23 protein-coding genes and 4 tRNA genes are annotated in these 21,593 nt (G+C 69.8%); 26 read left to right on the top strand and 1 reads right to left on the bottom strand.

The genetic code is table 11. The features are described from left to right. Positions 1-68 precede the first annotated feature (68 nt). From BDK92_RS21800 to BDK92_RS21835, 8 genes are all read left to right on the top strand, one after another. Positions 69-656, top strand: coding sequence for a NuoI/complex I 23 kDa subunit family protein (locus tag BDK92_RS21800; protein WP_121162470.1), 588 nt, complete (start codon positions 69-71; stop codon positions 654-656). Next, positions 653-1,153 carry an NADH-quinone oxidoreductase subunit J family protein gene (locus BDK92_RS21805; protein WP_121158380.1) on the top strand — a complete coding sequence of 167 codons (501 nt, stop codon included), beginning with the start codon at positions 653-655 and terminating at the stop codon, positions 1,151-1,153. Before BDK92_RS21800 ends, BDK92_RS21805 begins: the two co-directional genes overlap by 4 nt. After that, positions 1,153-1,548: an NADH-quinone oxidoreductase subunit NuoK gene (gene nuoK, locus BDK92_RS21810; RefSeq protein ID WP_121158381.1), complete on the top strand. Its 396-nt coding sequence runs from the start codon at positions 1,153-1,155 to the stop codon at positions 1,546-1,548. Before BDK92_RS21805 ends, nuoK begins: the two co-directional genes overlap by 1 nt. Continuing rightward, on the top strand, positions 1,545-3,440 hold the full coding sequence (locus BDK92_RS21815; protein WP_121158382.1) for an NADH-quinone oxidoreductase subunit 5 family protein: 1,896 nt from the start codon (positions 1,545-1,547) through the stop codon (positions 3,438-3,440). Before nuoK ends, BDK92_RS21815 begins: the two co-directional genes overlap by 4 nt. Further along, positions 3,437-4,960, top strand: coding sequence for a complex I subunit 4 family protein (locus tag BDK92_RS21820; protein WP_121158383.1), 1,524 nt, complete (start codon positions 3,437-3,439; stop codon positions 4,958-4,960). The genes BDK92_RS21815 and BDK92_RS21820 overlap by 4 nt, the downstream gene beginning before the upstream one ends. Further along, positions 4,957-6,486, top strand: a complete 1,530-nt coding sequence (locus BDK92_RS21825) for an NADH-quinone oxidoreductase subunit N (RefSeq protein ID WP_121158384.1) — start codon at positions 4,957-4,959, stop codon at positions 6,484-6,486. The genes BDK92_RS21820 and BDK92_RS21825 overlap by 4 nt, the downstream gene beginning before the upstream one ends. 139 nt (positions 6,487-6,625) lie before the next feature. Further along, positions 6,626-7,507 carry a zinc metalloprotease HtpX gene (gene htpX, locus BDK92_RS21830; RefSeq protein ID WP_246017181.1) on the top strand — a complete coding sequence of 294 codons (882 nt, stop codon included), beginning with the start codon at positions 6,626-6,628 and terminating at the stop codon, positions 7,505-7,507. Positions 7,508-7,727: 220 nt separating this feature from the next. Continuing rightward, positions 7,728-8,996 carry an MFS transporter gene (locus tag BDK92_RS21835; RefSeq protein WP_121158386.1) on the top strand — a complete coding sequence of 423 codons (1,269 nt, stop codon included), beginning with the start codon at positions 7,728-7,730 and terminating at the stop codon, positions 8,994-8,996. A 66-nt stretch (positions 8,997-9,062) separates the two neighbouring features. On the opposite strand, the gene BDK92_RS21840 is transcribed toward BDK92_RS21835, so the two are convergent. Beyond that, complete coding sequence (locus BDK92_RS21840; RefSeq protein ID WP_121162471.1) at positions 9,063-9,557, bottom strand: YajQ family cyclic di-GMP-binding protein; 495 nt, start codon at positions 9,555-9,557, stop codon at positions 9,063-9,065. 146 nt (positions 9,558-9,703) lie between these two features. Between BDK92_RS21840 and BDK92_RS21845 the strand changes: the two genes are divergently transcribed. The 18 genes from BDK92_RS21845 to rplL all read left to right on the top strand — a co-directional run bounded on the left by BDK92_RS21845 (position 9,704) and on the right by rplL (position 21,339). Next, positions 9,704-9,787 (top strand) — tRNA-Tyr (locus BDK92_RS21845). Between the two features lie 243 nt (positions 9,788-10,030). Then, positions 10,031-10,153: a hypothetical protein gene (locus tag BDK92_RS40850; RefSeq protein WP_281278633.1), complete on the top strand. Its 123-nt coding sequence runs from the start codon at positions 10,031-10,033 to the stop codon at positions 10,151-10,153. An 813-nt stretch (positions 10,154-10,966) separates the two neighbouring features. Next, positions 10,967-11,137, top strand: a complete 171-nt coding sequence (locus tag BDK92_RS39120; RefSeq protein ID WP_170208653.1) for a hypothetical protein — start codon at positions 10,967-10,969, stop codon at positions 11,135-11,137. A gap of 56 nt (positions 11,138-11,193) precedes the next feature. Further along, positions 11,194-13,749 (top strand): putative bifunctional diguanylate cyclase/phosphodiesterase, encoded by a 2,556-nt coding sequence (locus BDK92_RS21850; RefSeq protein WP_121158387.1) that lies wholly within the window; start codon positions 11,194-11,196, stop codon positions 13,747-13,749. A gap of 113 nt (positions 13,750-13,862) precedes the next feature. Beyond that, a tRNA-Thr gene (locus BDK92_RS21855) sits at positions 13,863-13,935 on the top strand. Positions 13,936-13,961: 26 nt separating this feature from the next. Next, a tRNA-Met gene (locus tag BDK92_RS21860) sits at positions 13,962-14,034 on the top strand. 130 nt (positions 14,035-14,164) lie between these two features. Further along, positions 14,165-14,332 carry a 50S ribosomal protein L33 gene (rpmG, locus tag BDK92_RS21865; RefSeq protein ID WP_013288652.1) on the top strand — a complete coding sequence of 56 codons (168 nt, stop codon included), beginning with the start codon at positions 14,165-14,167 and terminating at the stop codon, positions 14,330-14,332. A 149-nt stretch (positions 14,333-14,481) separates the two neighbouring features. Then, positions 14,482-14,928 (top strand): MaoC family dehydratase N-terminal domain-containing protein, encoded by a 447-nt coding sequence (locus tag BDK92_RS21870; protein ID WP_121158388.1) that lies wholly within the window; start codon positions 14,482-14,484, stop codon positions 14,926-14,928. Position 14,929: 1 nt separating this feature from the next. Further along, positions 14,930-15,331 carry a MaoC family dehydratase gene (locus BDK92_RS21875; protein ID WP_121158389.1) on the top strand — a complete coding sequence of 134 codons (402 nt, stop codon included), beginning with the start codon at positions 14,930-14,932 and terminating at the stop codon, positions 15,329-15,331. Positions 15,332-15,504: 173 nt separating this feature from the next. Further along, positions 15,505-15,577 (top strand) — tRNA-Trp (locus tag BDK92_RS21880). 261 nt (positions 15,578-15,838) lie between these two features. Further along, a complete protein-coding gene (gene secE, locus BDK92_RS21885; RefSeq protein ID WP_121158390.1) occupies positions 15,839-16,234 on the top strand; it encodes a preprotein translocase subunit SecE in 396 nt (131 codons plus the stop codon). Positions 16,235-16,272: 38 nt separating this feature from the next. After that, positions 16,273-17,004 carry a transcription termination/antitermination protein NusG gene (gene nusG / locus BDK92_RS21890; protein WP_121158391.1) on the top strand — a complete coding sequence of 244 codons (732 nt, stop codon included), beginning with the start codon at positions 16,273-16,275 and terminating at the stop codon, positions 17,002-17,004. A gap of 202 nt (positions 17,005-17,206) precedes the next feature. Beyond that, the gene (rplK, locus tag BDK92_RS21895) at positions 17,207-17,635 is read left to right on the top strand and encodes a 50S ribosomal protein L11 (protein WP_121158392.1); all 429 of its coding nucleotides are present in this window, start codon (positions 17,207-17,209) and stop codon (positions 17,633-17,635) included. An 89-nt stretch (positions 17,636-17,724) separates the two neighbouring features. Further along, positions 17,725-18,441, top strand: coding sequence for a 50S ribosomal protein L1 (gene rplA / locus BDK92_RS21900; protein WP_121158393.1), 717 nt, complete (start codon positions 17,725-17,727; stop codon positions 18,439-18,441). 115 nt (positions 18,442-18,556) lie between these two features. Next, a complete protein-coding gene (locus tag BDK92_RS21905; RefSeq protein ID WP_121158394.1) occupies positions 18,557-19,354 on the top strand; it encodes an ATP-binding cassette domain-containing protein in 798 nt (265 codons plus the stop codon). Continuing rightward, complete coding sequence (locus tag BDK92_RS21910; RefSeq protein ID WP_121158395.1) at positions 19,351-20,043, top strand: hypothetical protein; 693 nt, start codon at positions 19,351-19,353, stop codon at positions 20,041-20,043. The genes BDK92_RS21905 and BDK92_RS21910 overlap by 4 nt, the downstream gene beginning before the upstream one ends. Positions 20,044-20,352: 309 nt before the next feature. After that, positions 20,353-20,898, top strand: coding sequence for a 50S ribosomal protein L10 (rplJ, locus tag BDK92_RS21915; RefSeq protein WP_121158396.1), 546 nt, complete (start codon positions 20,353-20,355; stop codon positions 20,896-20,898). 57 nt (positions 20,899-20,955) lie between these two features. Beyond that, positions 20,956-21,339, top strand: a complete 384-nt coding sequence (gene rplL, locus BDK92_RS21920) for a 50S ribosomal protein L7/L12 (RefSeq protein ID WP_121158397.1) — start codon at positions 20,956-20,958, stop codon at positions 21,337-21,339. The last annotated feature ends 254 nt before the right edge of the window (positions 21,340-21,593 follow it).

Here is a 21,593-nt window from a genome sequence, read left to right on the forward strand (position 1 = left end):
TGGTGGTCGCGTACCGGCGGGCGACAGTGCAGGATGGGCGGCATGAGCGCGCGAAGTGGGCCAGTCGCATGAAGGTGCCCGGAGAGGGTCTCGCGAAGGGACTGGCGGTCACCCTCAAGACGATGGTCGGCCACTCGCACACCCAGCAGTACCCGGACGTCGAGCCGGAGCTGCCGCCGCGCTCGCGCGGGGTGATCGCCCTGGCCGAGGAGAACTGCACCGTCTGCATGCTCTGCGCGCGGGAGTGCCCGGACTGGTGCATCTACATCGACTCGCACAAGGAAGAGGTCCAGGTACCGGGTGCGGCCCGACCCCGGCAGCGCAACGTACTGGACAAGTTCGACATCGATTTCTCGCTCTGCATGTACTGCGGGATCTGCATCGAGGTCTGCCCGTTCGACGCGCTCTACTGGTCCCCTGAGTTCGAGTACGCCGAGTACGACATCCGCGACCTGCTGCACGACAAGGACCACCTGGGGCAGTGGATGGCGACCGTGCCGCCGCCGCCCGCGCACGACCCGAACGGCGAGCCGGCGAAGGAGGAGACCGCCGCCGCGCGCAAGGCCACGACACCGCCGGGCGCCGCCGCCGCGACCACCCCACCGGTACGCCCGCCGCGTCCCGCCGGTCCGCCACCGACCTCGGCGGCGCCGTGACCGGGGCGGATGTGCTGCTGCTCGCCCTCGGGGCGGTGGCGGTCGGCTCGGGTGCGCTGGTGGTGACCACCCGGCACCTGGTCCGCGCCGGCCTCTACCTGGTGGTCTGCCTCGGCGCGATCGCCGGGCTCTACCTGGTGCTCACCGCCGAACTGCTCGCCTGGGTGCAGGTGTTGGTCTACGTCGGCGCGGTGGTGGTGCTGCTGCTCTTCGCGGTGATGCTCACCCGGGCCCCGATCGGCGCCTCCACCGACCTGGACCGGCCGGGCTGGCCGGCCGCCCTGATCGGCGGCGGCACCGGCGCCGGACTGACCGTCCTGCTGATCGACGCCTTCCGCTGGTCCAGGGTGGAGTTGCCGGAACCCGGCACCGCCGAACGGCTCGGCGCGGAGATCTTCGGCCGCTGGGTGCTCCCGTTCGAGGTGCTCTCCGTGCTCCTGCTCGGGGCGCTGGTGGGTGCGATCGCGATCAGCGTACGGATTCCGGGGCGGCGCTGATGAGACCCGTGATCCCGTACGTCACCGCGGCACTCCTGTTCGGTCTGGGCGTCTACGGCGTACTCCGGCGGCGCAACGCGGTGCTGGTGCTGATGGCGGTCGAGCTGATGCTCAACGCGGTCAACCTGCTGTTGATCACCGCTGACAGCACCACCCGGGCGGCACTGCCGCACGGCGGGCAGGTCTTCGCGCTCTTCGTCATCGTGATCGCCGCCGCCGAGGTGGGTGTCGGGCTGGCCATCGTGCTCCAGCTCTACCGGCTGCGCGGCAGCGTCGCGCTGGACGAGGTACGCCTGCACGAGCACCCGCCGGACGCCGGTCCCGAACCGGCGGTGGACGTGGACGGATCAACCGCGTCCACCGGTCCGGCCACCTCCGGGGCGGCGCCGCGATGACCGCCGCGATCGTGCTCGGCTGGCTGCTGCCGGCCGTACCGTTCGGGGTCGCCCTGGTCGGTCTCCTGCTGCCGCCACGGTCCCGGGCCCGCTCCGCCGGTCTCGGCATTGCCGGCGCCGCCGCGACGCTGGTCGTGGCGGTGCTGCTGCTCGTCACCCTGGACGGCCGCGCCGCCGAGGGCTCCGCGCTCTGGGTCGAGTTCGGCGGCCTGGAGGTGACCGCCGGGGTACGGCTCGACCCGACCGCCGCCCTGGTCGCGCTCGCCGTGGCGGTGGTGGCGCTGGCGGTGCAGGTCTACTCGGTCGGCTACCTAGCCGACGACGACCGGTACGGTCCGTACGCCGCTCAGATCAGTCTCTTCACCGCCGCGATGCTGCTGGTGGTGGTCTCCGGCGACCTGCTCCTGCTGCTGGTCGGCTGGGAGGTGATGGGCATCTGCTCGTACCTCCTGATCGCCCACGACCGCCGGCTGCCCGAGGCGCCGGCCGCCGCGGTGAAGGCGTTCCTGGTCACCCGGGTCGGCGACGTCGGTTTCCTGATCGGCATCGCGCTGCTCGGCTTCACCGCCGGCAGCTTCCGGATCGCCGACGTCCTCGCACACGACTTCCACCCGGCCACGCTCACCGCCGCCTGCCTGCTCCTGCTCGCCGGGGTGGCCGGCAAGAGTGCGCAGTTCCCGCTGCACACCTGGCTCCCGGACGCGATGGCCGGCCCGACTCCCATCTCGGCGCTGATCCACGCCGCCACCATGGTCGCGGCCGGGATCTACGCGGTGACCCGGCTGTACCCGCTCTTCACCCGGTCCCCGGCGGCGTTGACCGTGCTCGGGGTGATGGCGGCGGTGACCCTGCTGCTCGGCGCTCTCGCCGCGACCGCGCAGGACGACATCAAACGGGTGCTGGCCTGGTCCACGGTTTCCCAGATCGGCTACATGGCCGGCGCGCTCGCCGTCGGCTCGCCCGCCGCCGCCCTGTTCCACCTGCTCAGCCACGCCGCTTTCAAGGCACTGCTCTTCCTCGCCGTCGGCGCGGTCATCCACGCCACCGGCACCAACTCGATGACGGCGATGGGTGGGCTGCGGCAGCGGATGCCGGTCACCTTCTGGTGCACGGTGATCGGCCTCGGCGCGCTGGCCGGGGTGCCGCCCCTGGCCGGTTTCTGGAGCAAGGACGGCATCCTCGCGGTCGCCGAGCGGGCCGCCCTCGACGGGGCGGGCCCGGCCGGGGCACCGGTCGGCTGGCTGGTCTGGATCACCGGCCTGATCGGCGTCGCGGTCACCGCCTGGTACGCCACCCGCCTGCTCCTGCGCGCCTTCCTCGGTACGTACCGGGGCAGTGCCGCGCCGCACGACCCGCCGGCGCTGCTGCGCTGGCCGGTGCTGGTGCTGGCGGTGCCGAGTGCCCTGTTCGGGGCGGTCGCGTTCGCCGGGCCGTTCGCCGGTTGGCTCCGCCCACCCGGCATCACCGAACATCCGTCGAACCTGATGCCGCTCGACGACGAGCTGATCCACTTCGGTCCGCAACTGGTCTACCCGGTGGCGCTGCTGCTGATCGGAGCCGGGCTGGCCTGGTGGCGCTGGCGGCGCGACCCGGCCACCGATCCGGCGTTGGCGCTGGGTCCGCTGCGGCCGGCGTTCGACCGCGCGTTCTGGCTCGACGAGGTCCAGCACACCCTGGTCGTACGACCGGTGGTGGCGCTCGCCCGACTCGCCCGTGGCGGTGACGAGCTGCTGGTCGACGGTGCCGTCGAGGGAATCGGGCGCGGTGGCGGGGTGCTCGGCGACCGGATCGGCGTGGTGCACCGGGCCGGACTGCCCCGGGCGGCGACCGCCGTACTCGCCGGTGCGTTGCTGATCGGGCTCGCCGCCGTGCTGATCGGAGTCAGCGGATGACCGCCGGACAGGTGGGACTTGTCGCCACACTCGGCCTGCCCGCGCTCGGCGCGGTGCTCGTCGCGGTGCTGCCGGAGCGGGCGGACCGGCTGGGCCGCGCGGTCGCCACCGGCTTCGCCGCCGCGACGCTGGTGGTCAGTGTGCTGCTCTTCTTCGGTGTCGGCGGGGGCGGCTTCGTCCACCGGGTGCCGGAGCAGGGACCAGCCGGGGTGCACCCCTGGCACCAACTGGACCTGCCCTGGGTGCCCGGACTGGACCTGCGGTTCCATCTCGGTGTCGACGGGCTCTCCTACCCACTGGTCGTCCTGACCACCCTGCTCACCCTGCTCTGCTGCGCGTACACCTGGTGGCGGGCCCCGGCGCCCGGTCGGGGGCGCGTCCTGGCCGCCCTGCTGCTGGTCATCGAGGTCGGCATCCTCGGCACCTTCCTCGCCCTCGACCTGGTGCTGTTCTTCGTCTTCTTCGAGGTCGTCCTGCTTCCGATGTACGCGGTGATCGCCGTCTGGGGCGGGGATCGCAGGCGGCACGCGGCCCGGAAGTTCGCCCTCTACACGCTCTTCGGTTCGGTCCTGCTGCTGGTCGGCGTCTTCGTCGTGGTCGCCGCCGCCGACACCGCCGACGTGGTCGCGTTGACCGGTGGCGGCGAGCTGACCCGGACCACCCAACTGGTGGCGTTCACCCTGTTCGCGCTCGCCTTCGCGGTGAAGAGTCCACTCTGGCCGCTGCACAGCTGGTTGCCGGACGCGCACGGCCAGGCACCGACCGTCGGCAGCGTCATCCTCGCCGGGGTGCTGCTGAAGATGGGCACGTACGGCCTGATCCGGATCGGGGTGGGAGTCGCTCCGGAGGGTGCCCGGTGGGCCGCCCCGGTGCTCGGTGTGCTCGCCGTCGCGGCGATCATCGTCGGTGCCCTGGTCTGTCTCGCGCAGACCGAACTGAAACGGCTGATCGCGTACTCCAGCGTCGGCCACATGGGCTTCGTGGTGTTGGGCATCGCCACCGTGACCACCACCGGCATCCAGGCCGCGCTGATCGGCAACATCGCCCACGGGGTCATCACCAGCCTGCTCTTCTTCGTCGCCGGTGCGATCAAGGACCGGGCCCACACCGGCGAGCTGGCGGAGTTGGGCGGGTTGCGGGAGACCGCGCCCCGACTCGCCGGGCTGCTCGGCTTCGCCGCCGTCGCCTCGCTCGGCCTCCCCGGCCTCGCCGGCTTCTGGGGTGAGGCGTTCGCGATCGTCGCCGCGCTGCGCCTCGGTGGACCGCTCTGGACCACGCTCGGCGTACTCGCCGCCTTCGGTGGGGCGCTCACCGCCGCATATTTCCTGCGGATGCTGCGTCGGATCAGCCACGGGCCGGCGACCCCCTCGGTGTCCCGGTTCACCCCCGGCGGGTACGCCGTCGAGCAGACCATCTGGGCCCCGCTGGTGGTGCTCACCCTTGCCATCGGACTGTTGCCGCCGATCGCGCTCGACGTGGCCGACGAGCCGGTGAAAGCCCTGATCGAGGCGATCTCATGAACCTGACCCAGAGCGTGGACAACGTCGCGCTGTTGCCGGCGTACCTGGCTGCGGGGACCGCCGTACTGGTCCTCCTCGCCGATCTGGTGGTGGCCCGACGCGGCGCCACCATGGCGGTCTTCGCGGCCGGCGCCGTCGCCACCGCCGTGGCGGCGCTGCTGGTCGGGGCCGGCGACGACCGCCGGACCTTCTGCGTCGGCGACGCCTGTTCCTACCTGGCCAACGGCCGGACCGCCCTGATCGGCGCCCTGTTCGCCCTGCTCACCCTCGGGGTGCTGGCCTTCTCGACTTCGTTGCTGCGGGCCGGCGAGGTGCCGGCGGGGGAGTACTGCTTCCTGCTCGCCTGTTCGATGACCGGTGGCGTGGTGCTCGCCGGGGCCGGCGACCTGATCACCCTGATCGTGGCGCTGGAGACGCTGACACTGCCGCTGTACGTGCTGGTCGGCCTCCGTCGGCGCAGCGTGGCCGGGGCCGAGGCGGCGGTCACCTTCTTCGTGGTCAGCGTGGTGGCGACCGCGGTCACCCTGCTCGGTGCCGCGCTGCTGTACGCGGTCACCGGCGCACTGCACTTCCGCCTGCTCGCCACCGCGTTCGCCACCGACCCGGAGCTGCTGGAGATCCCGCTCACCTCGGCCGCGGTGGCGCTGGTGGTGCTCGGGCTGGCCTTCAAGGTCGCGGCGGTGCCGTTCCACGCCTGGGCGCCGGCGACGTACGACGGCGCCCCGTTGCCGGTCGCCGCGTACCTCTCCACCGCCTCGAAGCTCGGCGGTGTGGTGGCGCTGCTCGCGGTCACCGGGATCGCCGCGCCGGTGGCCGGGGCGGTGGTGGCGGACGGCTCGCTGCCCGACGCCGTGCTGCCCGCCTCGGTGACCGGGCCGGTGCTGGCCGCGCTGGCGGTGCTGACGATGACCGTCGGCAACCTGGTCGCGCTCCGGCAGACCCGCATGATCAGGCTGTTGGCCTGGTCGTCGGTGGCCCAGGCCGGCTACGTCCTCGCCCCGCTCGGCGCGCTGGCGCTGCCCGGTGGGCGCGACCCGGGGGCGTACGGTACGGCGCTCACCGCCGCGTTGGCGTACACCGTCTTCTTCGTGGTGCTGGAGTTGGCCGCGTTCGGCGCGGTCATCGCACTGCGGTCCGGGCACGGTGACGGCGGGGAGATCGCGGACTACCGGGGGGCCGCCCGGCGGCGGCCGGCGGTCGGTGCCGTGCTGGCGCTCGCGCTGGTCGGGCTCGCCGGACTGCCGCCCGGCCTGGCCGGTCTCTTCGCGAAGGTGACCGTGGTCCGGTCACTGCTCTTCGGCGACTCCGACTGGCTGGCCCTCGTCGTCGCGGTGAACGCGGTGATCGGACTCGCCTACTACGTCCGGGTCGCGGCGACGCTGTACGCCGACCCCGAACCGGTCGAAGCGCCCAGCAGGGCGCGTACGCCCTGGCCGGTGGCTGCCGCCCTTGCCGTCGCCGCCGTGCTGGCCCTCGTCCTCGGGTTCGCCCCGCAGCTCGTGCTGGACGCCGCCGCCGGCTGGTAGCCGGTCGCTGGGCCGCCCCTCGTCGTGCTCCGCCAACGACTCTTACAGGCAACTCTCAGCTATATGGGGATTGTTGATGGGTATCGAGTTGTTGGAACGGTCAGCGGTTTCACGAGAACCGCGCACCGAAGGAGTGATAGTGCACAGCCACCGCAACGGTCTGAAGACGGCCGCCCTGCTCGGCCTGCTCACCGCGCTGATCCTGGGCGTCGGTTACGCACTGGGCGGCAGTGGGGGCGTGGTCGTCGCCGTACTGGTCTCGCTGGGTATGAACGCGGCGACGTACTTCTGGTCGGACAAGCTCGCGCTCCGCTCGATGCGGGCGAGACCGGTCAGTGAGGCGGAATTCCCCGCGCTGTACCAGATGGTCCGGGAGCTCTCCAGCTCTGCCGGGCAGCCGATGCCCCGCCTGTACGTCAGCCCGACGATGCAGCCGAACGCGTTCGCGACCGGACGTAACCCGCAGCACGCGGCGGTCGCGGTGACCCAGGGCATCACGCAGATTCTCGACTACCGCGAGCTTCGGGGCGTGATCGGACACGAACTGTCCCACGTCTACAACCGCGACATTCTCATCTCCAGCGTCGCGGCGGGCCTCGCCGGCATCATCACCATGTTGTCGTACTTCGCCTGGTTCATCCCGCTGGGCGGCGGGGACGACGAAGACGGCCCCAACCCGGCGGTCCTGCTGGTCATGCTCATCCTCGGCCCGATCGCGGCGAGTGTGATCCAGCTCGCGATCAGCCGGAACCGGGAGTACCAGGCGGACGCCTCCGGCGCCACCCTCTCCCGCGACCCGCTGGCCCTGGCCAGCGCACTGCGGAAGATCCACGAGGGTACGCGGGCGCTTCCGCTGCCGGCCGACAACCGGCTCACCTCCACCGCGCACCTGATGATCGACAACCCGTTCCGTGGCGGCGGCCTGGCCGGGCTCTTCTCCACCCACCCGCCGATGCAGGAGCGGGTACGCCGGCTGGAGCAGATGGCCGCGAACTCGGGTCCGGTGCAGTTCCAGCGCTGACCGCGTAGCCCCACGTACTGACGAGAGAATCGGCGGGACCCCGAGCGGGGTCCCGCCGATTCGCGTCTGCGTGCCCGGCTGACGTGAGGGCCGGGCGGGGCTAAGTCGTTTCATCCGGCCGGTCCGTGCCGTTAGGGTCGAGAGGTCTCCCGCTCGTTACATATCTTGGTCACAGCCGAGGTCCGGGCGCGTTACATCTCACGAACGAGGAGGTCCGGCCGTGGCTGCGCTGCGTCAATATCTGGGAGTCTGGCGAATCCCCGGCGCGCCGATGCTGCTGGTCACCGGGATCATCGGGCGGCTCGGCATCGGCATGACCCCACTGGCGCTGCTCCTGGTCGTCGAACAGGTCACCGGCCGGTACGCCCTCGCCGCAGCGGCCGGGGCGGCGTACGCCCTCGCCGGCGCCACGCTCAGCCCGGTCGCCGGCCGGATCGCCGACCGGATCGGGCCGACCCCCGTCCTCGTGGTCACCGCCGTCGCGCACCCGCTCGCACTGGTGGGACTGGTGCTCGCCACCCGGGGCGGGGCGGAGGCGCTCACCCCGATCTACCTCATGTCGGCTGTCGCCGGGGCGACGTACCCACCGCTGACCGCCGCCATCCGGGGCGCCTGGAACGACCTCACCGAACCCGGTTCCGGTCGGTACGGGCTGCGCAACACCGCGCTCGCCGCCGAGACGTCCCTGTTCGAGGTGGTGTTCGTCCTCGGCCCACTGCTGGTCGCGCTCTTCGTACTCCTGGCCGACGCCACCGCCGCCCTGCTCGGCGCGGCCGTGGTGACCCTTGTCGGCACCCTCGCGGTCGCGCTCGGCCGGGTCATGCGCGGCTGGCGACCCCATCCGACCACCGCACACGCCACCGGCCTCGGGCCACTGCGGTCGGGCGGGTTCGCCGCCCTGCTGCTCTGCGCGGCCGGCCTCGGCGTCGCATTCGGCGCGGCCGGGGTCGCCATCCCGGCGTACGCCTCGGCCCACGTCTCCGGCGACGAGGAGAGTGTCGCCGGCATACTGCTCGCGGTCTGGGGGGTCGGCAGCGCCGTCGGCGGCATCTGGTTCGGCACCCGGGCCACCGCGCCGAACATGACCCGCCAGTTCGCCGGGCTGCTCACTGCGGTCGCGGCCAGCTTCGTCCTCTTCGCGCTGATGCCGCACCCGGTGGCGCTCGGTGTCGCGCTGGTGATTGGTGGGGCGACCATCGCGCCCGCGCTCACCCTGGAGAACACCATGGTCGGGCGGATCTCACCGGGCAGCATGCTCAATGAGGCGTACACCTGGATGGTGACCGTGTCGGTGGCCGCGAGCGCGGCCGGCGGCGCGGTCGCCGGGCTCATCGTGGACCAGGTGGGCGTGCCGTGGGCGTTCCTCTTCGCCGGCGCGGCGGTGGCCGTCGCGGCCGGGGTCGCGGCGCCACGCTCGGGGCCGATCTCCCGGGCCGAGGCCCGGGAGGCGGTACGGGTCGAGCAGGCCCTCGCCGCCGAACTGGTCTAGTGGACCGCTGCGGTACGCGAGGCGTGGGCCGCAGCGGTCCGGTCTAACAGCCGCCTGTGATCGAGGTCACCGGTAGTTGGTGAACTGGAGGGCGACGCCGAAGTCCTCGCCCTTGAGTAGCGTGATCACGGCCTGCAGGTCGTCCCTCTTCTTGCCGGTGACCCGCAGCTGGTCACCCTGGATCTGGGCCTGTACGCCCTTCGGGCCCTCGTCCCGGATCTTCTTGCCGATCGCCTTGGCCTTGTCCGAGTCGATGCCCTGGATGACCTTGCAGTCGATCTTGTACGTCTTGCCGGAGGCGCGCGCCTCGCCCGCGTCCAGCGACTTCATCGAGATGTTCCGCTTGATCAGCTTCTCTTTGAATACGTCCAGCGCGGCCTTGACCCGCTCCTCCGTCTCCGCCTGCAGGCTGACCGTCTCCTCGCCCGACCAGGAGATCGCCGCTCCGGTGCCGCGGAAGTCGAAGCGGGTACCGAGCTCCTTCTCCGTCTGGTGGAGGGCGTTGTCGATCTCCTGCCGGTCGACCTTGCTGACGATGTCGAACGACGGGTTGGCTGCCATGATCATGCTCCTGCTGGGTCGCGGTATGAAGATGTCCCGGACGGCTGCTGGGCGGTCCGACCTGCCGACCGTACCCGGTTGCGAAGATGCCCGGTGCAACCGCTATCCTTGCTTCCGCTGCCGCGTTACACGTGGCGGCACGCCCTGGCGGGTTGCCCGAGCGGCCAATGGGAGCGGACTGTAAATCCGTCGCGAAAGCTTCAGAGGTTCGAATCCTCTACCCGCCACCAGGTGCGGAAACGGCCTCCGGCCAGCAGAGATGCTGACCGGAGGCCGTTCTCGTTGGTTCAGCCGAGTCCAGCCAGATCTGGCCGTCTACGGCTCCCAGTGGGCAGATAGTGGGCGGGTCGATCTTGGCTCGTCCTGGGTGGCTCAGGTGCCTCCTGTGCCTCCTGTGCCGTCTGTACGGCTCTGGGGCGCGCGTCTCTTCATGTGCGACTGGGGTCGGCACCGGAACATGGCGTGACGCCCAAGTGCCGCTGAGAATCGGTGCCGGCCTGGTGCTCGTGGAGATCGTCGGTCTGCCCCACGATGTTGCTGGCGGTTGGCTTGAGCTACGTGGCCTGAAGGTGGAGCTGTACGCGACCGGCATCTGAACCACGGCCGGCGTTGTCTCGCTCTGCGGCGGCCGGCGTCGGGTGTGCCGGTCGGCGGCTGCGAGAAGTCGCCCCCAGGTGTCCGTCGACACTCGTCCGTGCGACGCGTACGGGCGCGAGTCGGCCTACCTGCGGCTGCTCGCCACCCCCAGCCGGATTGTCGACGGTGGGAGGGGAGAAGACAGATCTGCTCGTGATGCGGCTTATCTGACAAGCCGTGTCCGTCTCGATCGGTCTGCACAATTACTCGACGGTAGACTGTGAATACGTACGGTGCTCGATGCTGTGATATCGCGGCGACAATTTGTCATGTGTCCACGAAGTCGTGCCCGGGCGGTGCTCGCCGAACGATGTGAGTCGGCCGACGGTCGGGAAGAGCAAGAAGTGAAGATTCTTGGCTGGCCGCGACGTTGACCACGCATTGTGTTGCGCGACGTGCGGCGCGTGGATGTGCCGGGGCGTTTCGCGTCAGCTCAGGTCAGGGCGGTGTGGGAGCGGGTTGCCGTACGGGGTGACCGTCCGATATGGGGAGTGTTGAAGGCATAAGTTCTATAGGTCGATTATGAGATGCAGCACGATTTCGTCCGTGTTATCTGATTCGAGGAAAAGCTCACTTCGTGCGCTACCCGCACCAAGTCGGGGATCTGTGGCACATGGGGTTGCATCCAGCCGGCGGACTTCTCCCTACCGTTCGGTTGGAATTTGCTGCATCGGCGGCGTGGCAGGCCCGTACCGCTTTGCTACCTCCGGTAGCTGTGGCACCATCATGGAACCTCCACTCCTTCTCCGTCATTCTCTCGACAGGAGCCAACGATGTCTGCACGACGGCTGTGTCGGCTGCTTGGCCCAGCCCTTGCGCTGGCAGCGCTCTTCGGTGCCATGTTCGTGGCCGAAGAGGTCCACACCTTTAACCAGCTGACCTTCGAGTGGGTGGCCGACTTCGCCACCACGACTGTCGCGCAGGTGGGCGGGAGCGGGGTCTAGAACGACCTCGCGGCTCCGTCGCGGGCCAGCTAGGAACGCAACCCCTAGGGAGCGGTATGGCCGGGCGGCAGTCATCGCCACGACGATCCGCTGAGCACGCCTGGTTCATCACCGGTCCGTTGGCGATCCTGGCGGTGATCTGGTCCACTGCTCTGGGCATCCTGGACGTCGCGCCCGAGGCGGAGTCCCGCGTCGTCGGTCCGGTCGCGTACTGGCTGATCGCGCTCGTCCTGACGGTCGCCATGGTGGTGACCGAGGGGTCGATGTTCCACTTCGTCATCCGGCGCCAGGCGTTCGGTGTCACCATCACCGAAATCCCGCTGGTGCTGGTGATGTACTTCCTGCACCCGCTGACCGTCGTGCTGGTCTTCACCCTGGCGTCCGTGATCACCCAGGTCAGGCGCAAGTTCGGCACCGCGAAGGCCTACTTCAACGTGGCGAAGACGGCGGCCGCGACGTCACTGGCCGGGCTCGTCCTGCACGCGCTTCCGGAAATGGACGGCGTCGGGCCGCGTACCTGGGGCATCCTCGCCGCCGGCGTGAGCACGATCACCCTGGTCACCCTCGCCGCGGTGATCGGTGTCATCACGCTGATGCAGGGCTCGCAGGCGGGCTGGGAGGTGGCCCGGACCGCCGCGCCGAACCTGCTCGTCGCCATGGCGAACGTGGCGCTCGGCCTGATCGTGCTGATCGCGCTCGTCACCACCTGGTGGTCCCTGCTCCTGCTCGCCGTGCTTGCCGGTGGACTGGCCCTCCTGGGCCGCTCGTACGCCCACTTCTTCCGGCAGCACCGCACCCTCGCCGACATCTACGACCTGACCCGGGCGATGACCCGTAGCGGTCAGGACGGCACTCTGGCGGACGTCATGCTCGGCCGGGTCCGGGCGCTGATGCAGGCCGAGTACGCCACCCTGTGGCTACCCGCCCAGGGTCGGCACCCCGAGGTGCTGCTCACCGCGCGGATCGACGATCCCGGCCTGCTCGATATCGACCGGACGCCTCCGGTCGTCCGTGCGCGCGCCCAGCAGGAGAAGCAGACCATCGCCGTCGGGAAGCGGCTTGAGGACGACGAGAAGATGCGGCCCGCCCTACGCGCGGCAGGGGTGAAGGACGTCATCGTCGCTCCGCTCCGCTCCGGGCAGGCGGTGATCGGGACGCTGGAGGTCGTCAACCGGCTCGGTGACACCACCCATTTCGTGCCGGGCGACGTACCCATCTTCGAGACGATCGCGGCGCACGCCGCGGTCGCGCTGGAGAACTCCCGGCTGGTCGACCGGTTGCGTCACGACGCGTACCACGACGGTCTGGTCAACCTTCCGAATCGCCGTCGGATGACCGAGGCGATGGAGGAGGCCGTACGGGTCCGGGCGCCGGGCGAGGTGGTCGCGATGCTCCTGTTCGACGTCGACGGGCTGCGGCAGGTCAACGAGACGCTCGGCCACGCCGCCGGGGACAAGGTGCTGACCGAGGTCGCCTCACGGTTGCGCTCCAGTGCCCCGGCCGCCGCCCTGGTCGGCCGGGTCGGCGGGGACGAGTTCCTGGTCATGCTCCGGGTGGAGAACGCCGAGACGGCCACCGAACTCGCGGCCGAACTGCGTGAACAGATCCAGGACCAGATGGTCTTCGGCACCCTGGTGCTCGACGTCGACACCGCGGTCGGGGTGGTGGTCCATCCGGACCACGGCAACGACCCGGAGACCCTGTTGCGCCGGGTCGACCTGGCGGCGACCGCCGCGAAGTCGACGCCGGGCAGCATCCAGCTGTTCAACCCGGCGCTGGAGTCCCGGTCCATGCACCGCCTTGGTCTCGCCGGTGACCTGCGTCGGGCGCTGGACAACAACGAGCTGGAGGTCTACTTCCAGCCGAAGGTGACCCTGGACGACCGGCGGCTGGTCGGGGTGGAGTGCCTGGCCCGTTGGGAGCATCCGGCGCACGGGCCGGTCTCACCGGAGGACTTCGTGGCGGTGGCCGAACACACCGGCCAGCTCGAACGGTTGACCGAGGCGGTGCTCCGGGAGGGACTGCGGCGCAGCCGGGACTGGACCGCTGGCGGCGGTGCGCTCGCCGTGTCGGTCAACCTCTCCGCCCGTACCCTCATTGACCAGCACTTCCCGGACCGGGTCCAGGAGCTGCTCACCGAGTACGGCGTCGCCCCCGAACTGCTGACCTTCGAAATCAAGGAAGCCGGGGTGCTGGACGGGACCAACCGCCCGATGCCGACCCTGCGCCGGCTGCGCGAGGTCGGGGTACGCCTCTCGGTCGACGACTTCGGCACCGGCTACTCGTCCCTGTCCTATCTGCGCCGGCTGCCGGTCGACGAGGTGAAGGTCGACCGCTCGTTCGTCCAGGGCATGGCGACCGATCCGGTGGACCTGGCGATCGTCAACGCGGTGGTGACGCTCTCCCAACAGTTCGGGCTCTCGGTCGTCGCCGAGGGTGTGGAGAGTGAGTTGACCCTCGAACTGTTGCAGGACATCGGCTGCCAGATCGGCCAGGGTTTCCTGTTCAGCCGGCCGCTGCCGTACGAGCGGTTGGAAGCCTGGTTCGGTGCCCAGGCGGAGCCGGAAACGTCGTCCAGCCACGACGTACGCCGGTTGCGCGCGGTGCCGTAGGGCCCGCACCAGGGTTGTCGACGTGCTGTGACGCGACGCCCGGGGATCCGATTTCCCCACCGCTACGTCGCCGTGTACTCTTACCTCTGCGCGGCGGAAGCAAGATCGCGTGCGCCCCCTTAGCTCAGTCGGCAGAGCGTCTCCATGGTAAGGAGAAGGTCTACGGTTCGATTCCGTAAGGGGGCTCAGAGGGTTCAGATGGACCCGCCCGCGGCGGTGTAGCTCAGATGGTAGAGCAAGCGGCTCATAATCGCTGTGTCGCCGGTTCAAGTCCGGCCACCGCTACTGTCGGCGACCGGTCCTGAATCCGGTAACCGAAGCGAAGGGCGCCTAGTGCGCCCACTTTGCATGTGCGCGTAGCCAGCAGGTAGGCTGCTACGTCGTAGTTGATCCTTAGCGAGGAAGGCACTCCGCCGTGGCGAAGGCGACCGATGTCCGTCCGAAGATCACTTTGGCGTGTGTGGAGTGCAAGGAGCGCAACTACATCACGCGTAAGAACCGCCGTAACGACCCGGACCGTATCGAGCTGAAGAAGTTCTGCCCCCGGGACGGCAAGCACACCGTGCACCGCGAGACCCGCTAGAACCCAACGGCCGGTTCGTCCGGCCACGGGCCGTCTTCCACGATCGCCGTACCGATCGGGCGTTTACGCCCCCGGTGCGGCGATCGTGTTTTGTCACTCCCCGTATTCGCTAAACGGTGATCGAGGACCCGGGAGTGTAGGTTCGCGGCATGTCGTTGGACCCTTCTTTTGTTGGCCGCAGTTATCCGCCGACCGCTCCGTACCAGGTGGGGCGGGAGAAGATTCGTGAGTTCGCCACGGCGATCGGCGCGACCGATCCGGCGTACCACGACCCGGAGGCCGCCCGCGCGCTCGGTCACGGCGACGTGGTCGCGCCGCCGACCTTTCCGGTGATCGTCACGATGGCGGCGAGCCAGCAGCTCATCGACGATCCGGCGCTCGGTATCGACTACAGCCGGGTGGTCCATGGTGACCAGCGTTTCGCCTACGCCCGCCCGGTGGTGGCCGGGGACGAACTCGTCTGCGTCAACACCGTGGAGGAGATCACGTCCCGTGGGGGCCACGATTTCCTGACCACCCGGACGGACGTCTCGACCGCTGCCGGCGAGCCGGTGGTCACCGTCTGGTCAAAGCTTGTCGTACGCGGGGAGAGCTGACGTGGAACTGCCGGTGAAGACCTTCCGGGTGACCCGGGCCGACCTGATCCGCTACGCGGGCGCCTCGGGCGACTTCAACCCGATCCACTGGAGCGACCGGTTCGCCACCAAGGTCGGCCTGCCCGGTGTGATCGCCCATGGGATGTTCACCATGGCGCTGGTGGGGCGGGCGGTGACGGAGTGGGCCGGGAGCCCTGACGCCGTGGTCGAGTACGGCGTCCGGTTCACCCGCCCGGTGCTGGTGCCGGATGACGACCAGGGCACCGAGATAGAGGTGCGTGCCGTCGTTCGGGACACCCCTGAACCAGGCCTGACCAGGCTCGACCTGACCGCGACCTGCCTCGGAGAGAAGGTGCTCGCGCAGGCGCGGGCGACCATCCGGGGTTCGCTCGCCGCTGGCTGAGCAGAGCGCTCCGGCGTGGGTCGGGCGGCCGGGAACGGCGCGCTCCGACGGGCGGCCGGCGTGCGGGGGGAGACCGGTTGGGAAAGTCGGTCGTCTACCCGTACACTGGTCCGCCGTGGGGCAAGTAGGCCCTACTTAGGCGTGCGTGCCCAAGTAGGGGGACTTTCCCGCACAGGGGTGTAGCTCAATTGGCAGAGCAGCGGTCTCCAAAACCGCAGGCTGCAGGTTCAAGTCCTGTCACCCCTGCGCCTTAGGCCTGACCGTTCCCGGGGGTCGGAGTCGCCGATGTGCGGCTGTCGTCCCGTGGTGGTGGCATCGGCGGGGTCGTACCGGAGCGGGTCACCCCGCGTCGTACGGCATCCGTCGGCTCCGCCGGCCGCGGCCCGTCCCGGGGGACGGTAGGGTTCGGGTTTCGGTCGAGTGCGTTCATTCGAACTCGGCCGGCGAGACCAGTGTGTCGCGCGTCCACCCGACGTGCGAACCCAGCACCCCCCGACGGAGGGCGAAGTGGCCGAGAGCAACCGGCGCGGCGAGGACGCCGCGGACGACGACCGCCTCGATGACGAGACGATCGACGACGCTGTCGACGATGACGCCGACGAGGGCGAGGAGCCGGTCTCGCGAGGTGGCACCGCCACCCGTTCCCGGACCAAGGCCGAGTCGGCCGACAGCCGGCCGAAGGCCAAGTCGGAAACCCAGCGCGTGGGATTTTTCGGCCGGATCGCCCGGTTCTTCCGCGAGGTCGTGGCCGAACTGCGTAAGGTCATCTGGCCAACCCGGAAGGAACTGCTGACCTACACCGCCGTGGTGGTCGTCTTCGTCGCCGTGATGCTGACGATCGTGGCCGGGCTGGACTACGGGTTCGCCCAGGGCGTGTTGTGGGTCTTCGGTAACCCCAGCTGACGCGCTGCCGCAGCTGATAGTGACGGAAGTGAGCAAGCGTGCCTGAGTACGACGAGACCGCCGGATCCGCGGACGAGCAGTCCGCGGTGGCGACGGCGGCCGGTGACGAGTCGGTCGAGGCCGCCAGCGAGCCGGATTTCGATGAGATCAGCGAGTCGGAGCCGGACGAGGACTACGACCCCGTCGCGGAGCTGCGGCAGAAGCTGCGTTACGCACCGGGCGACTGGTACGTGGTGCACTCCTACGCCGGTTACGAGAACAAGGTCAAGACCAACCTGGAGACCCGGATCACCAGCCTCGACATGGAGGAGTTCATCTTCCAGGTCGAGGTGCCGACCCGGGAAGAGGTAGAGGTCAAGAACGGCAAGCGGTCCCAGGTGCAGGCCAAGGTCTTCCCCGGCTACATCCTGGTCCGGATGGAGCTGACCGCGGAGTCCTACTCCTGCGTCCGGAACACCCCCGGCGTCACCGGCTTCGTCGGGGCGACGGACCGGGTCGACCGGCCGGCGCCGCTGTCGCTGGACGAGGTGCTCAAGTGGCTCGCTCCGGCCGTGGAGGCCGAGACCAAGGGCGGCAAGGCCAAGCCTGAGATCCGGGTGCTCGACTTCGAGGTGGGCGACTCCGTCACCGTTACCGACGGCGCCTTCGCCTCCCTGCCGGCGACGATCAGCGAGATCAATCCGGACCAGCAGAAGCTCAAGGTGCTGGTCTCGATCTTCGGTCGGGAGACGCCGGTGGAGCTCAACTTCAACCAGGTCGCCAAGATCTAGTCGATGCCCGGTGGGCGTCGGGTCCGGTCGGGCCCGGCGCCCACCGGCGTCTCGACAGACGTTCGACGGTGACCTGGGCGGATAGCCCGGCTCCGGCCTGCGCTATCCTAGAACGTCGCCCCATTGGTCGCGCTGACCGTGCGCGCCCCGGTGCGGCAACGTCCGGTGCACATTCACCAGATATCAAGCCCCAGGAAGAGACATGCCTCCGAAGAAGAAGCTCGTCAAGACGTTCACGCTTCAGCTGCCGGCGGGCCAGGCCACCCCGGCGCCGCCGGTCGGCCCGGCGCTCGGTCAGCACGGCGTCAACATCATGGAGTTCTGCAAGTCGTACAACTCGCAGACCGAATCGCAGCGCGGTGACATCGTCCCCGCTGAGATCAGCGTGTACGAGGACCGGTCCTTCACCTTCGTGCTGAAGACCCCGCCCGCCGCGCGCCTGCTGATCAAGGCCGCCGGTGTGGCCAAGGGTTCCGGCGTGCCGCAGAGCGAGAAGGTCGGCTCGGTCACCCGTGCCCAGCTGCGTGAGATCGCCGAGAAGAAGATGGCCGACCTCAACGCGAACGACATCGAGCAGGCCGAGAAGATCATCGCCGGCACCGCCCGGTCGATGGGCATCACCGTCAAGTGACAACTTTCCACCTCGCGGTGGAGAGTTCGGAATTCGTGGGAGGGCGTGCCGTCGGCGCGACCCGCCAGACACCACAGGAGTAGCCAGACATGCAGCGCAGCAAGAACTACCGCAAGGCCACCGAGGTCGTCGACCGGGATCACCTGTACACCCCGGCCGAGGCGGTCAAGCTCGCCAAGGAGACCACCCGGGTCAAGTTCGACGCCACGGTCGAGGTCGCGATGCGCCTCGGCGTCGACCCGCGTAAGGCGGACCAGATGGTCCGTGGCGTGGTGAACCTGCCGCACGGCACCGGCAAGACCGCTCGTGTGATCGTCTTCGCCGCTGGCGCGAAGGCCGAAGAGGCCCTCGCCGCCGGTGCCGACGAGGTCGGTTCCGACGAGCTGGTCGCCCGGATCCAGGAGGGCTGGCTCGACTTCGACGCCGCCATCGCCACCCCGGACCAGATGGCCAAGATCGGCCGGATCGCGCGGATCCTGGGCCCGCGCGGCCTGATGCCGAACCCGAAGACCGGCACCGTGACCATGGATGTCACCAAGGCGGTCTCGGACATCAAGGGTGGAAAGATCACCTTCCGGGTGGACAAGCACTCCAACCTGCACCTGATCATCGGCAAGGCGTCCTTCTCCGAGGCGCAGCTGATCGACAACTACGCCGCGGTCCTCGACGAGGTGCTGCGCGCCAAGCCGTCCGCGGCCAAGGGCAAGTACCTGAAGAAGGTCACCGTCACCACCACCATGGGCCCCGGCGTGCCGGTCGACCCGAACGTGGTGAAGAACCTCCAGGGAGACTCGGCCGAGGCCTGAGTCAGCTCCTCCGGCCCGAGCAGGGCCCACACCGGTCGACGACCGGAAGCATGAGTCGGGGCCTCACCCACTGGGTGGGGCCCCGATCCATGTCCGGGTCTGGCAAGCTCGGGCCATGCGTCTCGACGATGTCTGGCTGCGCTACCGGCGCGGTGCGCCGTGGGTGTTGCGCGCGGTCCAGCTCGATCTCGCACCGGCTGAGGCCGCGGTGGTACTCGGCCGTAACGGGGTGGGAAAGTCCACTCTGCTGCAACTGGCCGCCGGAGTGCTCCGGCCGACCCGGGGCGCGGTGCGGGACCGGCCCCGTGTGGTCGGATGGGTGCCCGAGCGCTTCCCGGCAGACCAGCCCTTCACCATCGACCAGTACCTGACCGCCGTCGCACGGATGCGAGGGCTTCCGGCTTCGGAGGCCGGGCGCGTGGTCACGGCCTGGACCGAACGGCTCGGCGTGCGCCGGTACGGCGACGTGCGGCTGCCGGAGTTGTCCAAGGGCACCGCGCAGAAGGTCGGCCTCGCCCAGGCGCTGCTGGTCCGGCCGGATCTGCTGATCCTGGACGAGCCCTGGGAGGGGCTCGACGTGACCGCCCGGGAGATGGTGCCGGACCTGATCGCCGAGGTCCGGGACGCGGGAGGTTCGGTACTGGTGAGTGATCACCGAGGGGAGACGGTGCGGCTGCCCGGGGCGACCCAGTGGCTCGTGGACGAGGGGGCCGTCATCGTGGCGACGCCGTCGCCGTCCAGCGAGAGCAGCGTGGTGGAGATCGTGGTCCCGACCGCCGATGCCGCGGGGACCGTGGCCGCTCTGCGTGCCGCCGGCCACCAGGTCCTCGGGGTACGGCCGGCCGTGTCCGCGTCGGCCGCCGTGGCCGAGCCGGAGCGGGGCGGGCTGACCGGGAGCGGGTTGACGGCATGATCCCCTTGACGCTGATGCGGCTGACCGGGTTCGTCCGTACGGGGCGGGCGCTGGCACCACTGATCGCGGGGTTGGTCGTGCTGGCCGTCCTCTACGGGGGCGGGCAGGCGCAGGCGGGGGAGGCGTACGGGGTCTCCGCAGTGGTGATCTTCCCCGTACTGGCCTGGCAGACCAAGCTGCTGCTCGATGTCGAGCCGGATGTGGCGCGTCGCCTGGCGCTGGTCACCGTGGGGAGCCGGGGACGGGAGGCCGTCGCCGGTCTGGTCGCCGCCGGGTTGGCCGGGATCGGCACGGTGGCGGTGGCGTTGGTCCTGCCGTGGCTGCTCGGCGGTGTCGTCGGGCCGAAGGATACGGGTGATCTGCCGCTGGCCGAGGGGATCGCGCTCGGAGTCTGGGCGCACCTGTTGGTCCTGCCGGCCGCGGTGGCGCTCGGTGCGCTGGCCAGCCGGGCGGCTTCCGACAGCCCGCGTTACGGGGTGCTGATCCTGGTTGGCGGGGTGGTCGGGGCGATCGTGTTCGGGTTGCGTGACTCGGTGGTGCCGTGGCTGGCGCCGCCGATGATGGCGACCGCCCGGGCGACCACGTCGGGGCCGACCGGGGTGCGGGTGGTCGAGTTGACCGTGCACGCCCTGCTCTGGAGCGCCGCTGCCCTCGCCCTGTACGGCTGGCTTCGCCGGCGCAGGGCGTGACCCCCGTCACTTGCTGTCGACGATCGCGTACCGATTTGGCGCTGGTCGGATGCTCCCGTACTCTTGACAAGTCGTCTGGGTTTCGACCCGGGCAATCGTAACCACCGAAGACCGCTGGTCACCGTGCCAAGGCACGGTTGAAGGTCCCGTTCGACGGGCGGCCCGCGCAGGCGGAAACGGAAAGCGTGTTGATCATGTTCGCATGAATCTCCCGCCCCGTGCGCCCTGCGCCGGGGCGATTCTCGTTGCGGCTGTTCCTTCCTACCTTTTACGAAGGTAACCAGCCTGGAGCAATGAGAGAGGAGGGACATGGCGGACAAGCCGGTTCGGGCCGACAAGGCCACGGCCGTTGCCGAACTCACCGAGCACTTCCGTAGCTCGGGTGCCACCGTGCTGACCGAGTACCGCGGCCTGACGGTCGCCCAGCTGACCCAGCTGCGGCGCTCGCTGGGGCGTGACACCACGTACTCGGTCACGAAGAACACGCTGGCCAAGCGTGCTGCGACGGACGCTGGCATCGAGGGTCTCGATGAGCTGTTCACCGGTCCTACCGCGCTGACCTTCGTCGGCGGCGACGTCGTCGAGGCGGCCAAGGGTCTGCGTGACTTCGCGAAGGCGAACCCGAAGCTCGTCATCAAGGGTGGCGTCTTCGAGGGCAAGGCCATCACCGCGGCGGAGGTCACCAAGCTCGCTGACCTCGAGTCCCGCGAGGTGTTGCTGGCCAAGCTGGCCGGCGCGATGAAGGGCAGCCTGAGCAAGGCCGCGGCGCTGTTCCAGGCGCCGCTGTCCAAGACCGCCCGCCTCGCGGCGGCGCTGCAGGACAAGCGCGAAAAGGAGGGCGCGGAGCAGGCCTGACGGCCCGCTCCAGCGCCTCTGATCAACTTTCGATAGTACGAGGAAAGGACGCCAACCATGGCGAAGCTCAGCACCGACGAGCTGCTCGACGCGTTCAAGGAAATGACGCTGATCGAGCTGTCGGAGTTCGTGAAGCAGTTCGAGACCACCTTCGAGGTCACCGCGGCCGCCCCGGTCGCCGTCGGCGTTGCCGGCCCGGCCGGCCCGGCCGCCGAGGCGGAGCCGGAGCAGGACGAGTTCGACGTCATCCTCGAGGCTGACGGCGGCAAGAAGATCCAGGTCATCAAGGTCGTGCGTGAGCTGACCGGCCTGGGCCTGAAGGAGGCCAAGGACCTCGTCGAGGGCGCGCCGAAGGCCGTCGTCGAGAAGGTCAACAAGGAGACCGCCGACAAGGCCAAGGCCAAGCTCGAGGCCGAGGGCGCGAAGGTCACCCTCAAGTAGTTTTCCCGGCGCATCACCCGGTGGCGTTGGCGCCAGCGCCACCCGGGTGAGTGAGCTGACGCACATTGCGTGGCGGCGGGCGGCGATCCGAGATCGGATCGCCGCCCGCTGCTGTCTGCTGACAGCAGGTGATCAGGGCTTTGGTGGGCGGATACCCTGCCCCGTCCGGGTGTGGACCACCGATCTCCGGGGAAAGACGTTGCGTGACCGACGTTCCAGCCCTTGACGCGGCCGGCCACCGGCAGGCACGCTGA

This window comes from Micromonospora pisi (assembly GCF_003633685.1).
Lineage (GTDB): Bacteria > Actinomycetota > Actinomycetes > Mycobacteriales > Micromonosporaceae > Micromonospora_G > Micromonospora_G pisi.

Excerpts from the sequence above, each read along its gene's own strand:
- BDK92_RS21800 (WP_121162470.1), top strand. The coding sequence starts at position 69 with ATGAAGGTGCCCGGAGAGGGTCTCGCGAAGGGACTGGCGGTCACCCTC.
- nuoK (WP_121158381.1), top strand. The coding sequence starts at position 1,153 with ATGAGACCCGTGATCCCGTACGTCACCGCGGCACTCCTGTTCGGTCTG.
- BDK92_RS21815 (WP_121158382.1), top strand. The coding sequence starts at position 1,545 with ATGACCGCCGCGATCGTGCTCGGCTGGCTGCTGCCGGCCGTACCGTTC.
- BDK92_RS21820 (WP_121158383.1), top strand. The coding sequence starts at position 3,437 with ATGACCGCCGGACAGGTGGGACTTGTCGCCACACTCGGCCTGCCCGCG.
- BDK92_RS21825 (WP_121158384.1), top strand. The coding sequence starts at position 4,957 with ATGAACCTGACCCAGAGCGTGGACAACGTCGCGCTGTTGCCGGCGTAC.
- BDK92_RS21840 (WP_121162471.1), bottom strand. The coding sequence starts at position 9,557 with ATGGCAGCCAACCCGTCGTTCGACATCGTCAGCAAGGTCGACCGGCAG.
- BDK92_RS39120 (WP_170208653.1), top strand. The coding sequence starts at position 10,967 with ATGTCTGCACGACGGCTGTGTCGGCTGCTTGGCCCAGCCCTTGCGCTG.
- BDK92_RS21850 (WP_121158387.1), top strand. The coding sequence starts at position 11,194 with ATGGCCGGGCGGCAGTCATCGCCACGACGATCCGCTGAGCACGCCTGG.
- BDK92_RS21870 (WP_121158388.1), top strand. The coding sequence starts at position 14,482 with ATGTCGTTGGACCCTTCTTTTGTTGGCCGCAGTTATCCGCCGACCGCT.
- rplK (WP_121158392.1), top strand. The coding sequence starts at position 17,207 with ATGCCTCCGAAGAAGAAGCTCGTCAAGACGTTCACGCTTCAGCTGCCG.
- rplA (WP_121158393.1), top strand. The coding sequence starts at position 17,725 with ATGCAGCGCAGCAAGAACTACCGCAAGGCCACCGAGGTCGTCGACCGG.
- BDK92_RS21905 (WP_121158394.1), top strand. The coding sequence starts at position 18,557 with ATGCGTCTCGACGATGTCTGGCTGCGCTACCGGCGCGGTGCGCCGTGG.
- BDK92_RS21910 (WP_121158395.1), top strand. The coding sequence starts at position 19,351 with ATGATCCCCTTGACGCTGATGCGGCTGACCGGGTTCGTCCGTACGGGG.
- rplJ (WP_121158396.1), top strand. The coding sequence starts at position 20,353 with ATGGCGGACAAGCCGGTTCGGGCCGACAAGGCCACGGCCGTTGCCGAA.
- rplL (WP_121158397.1), top strand. The coding sequence starts at position 20,956 with ATGGCGAAGCTCAGCACCGACGAGCTGCTCGACGCGTTCAAGGAAATG.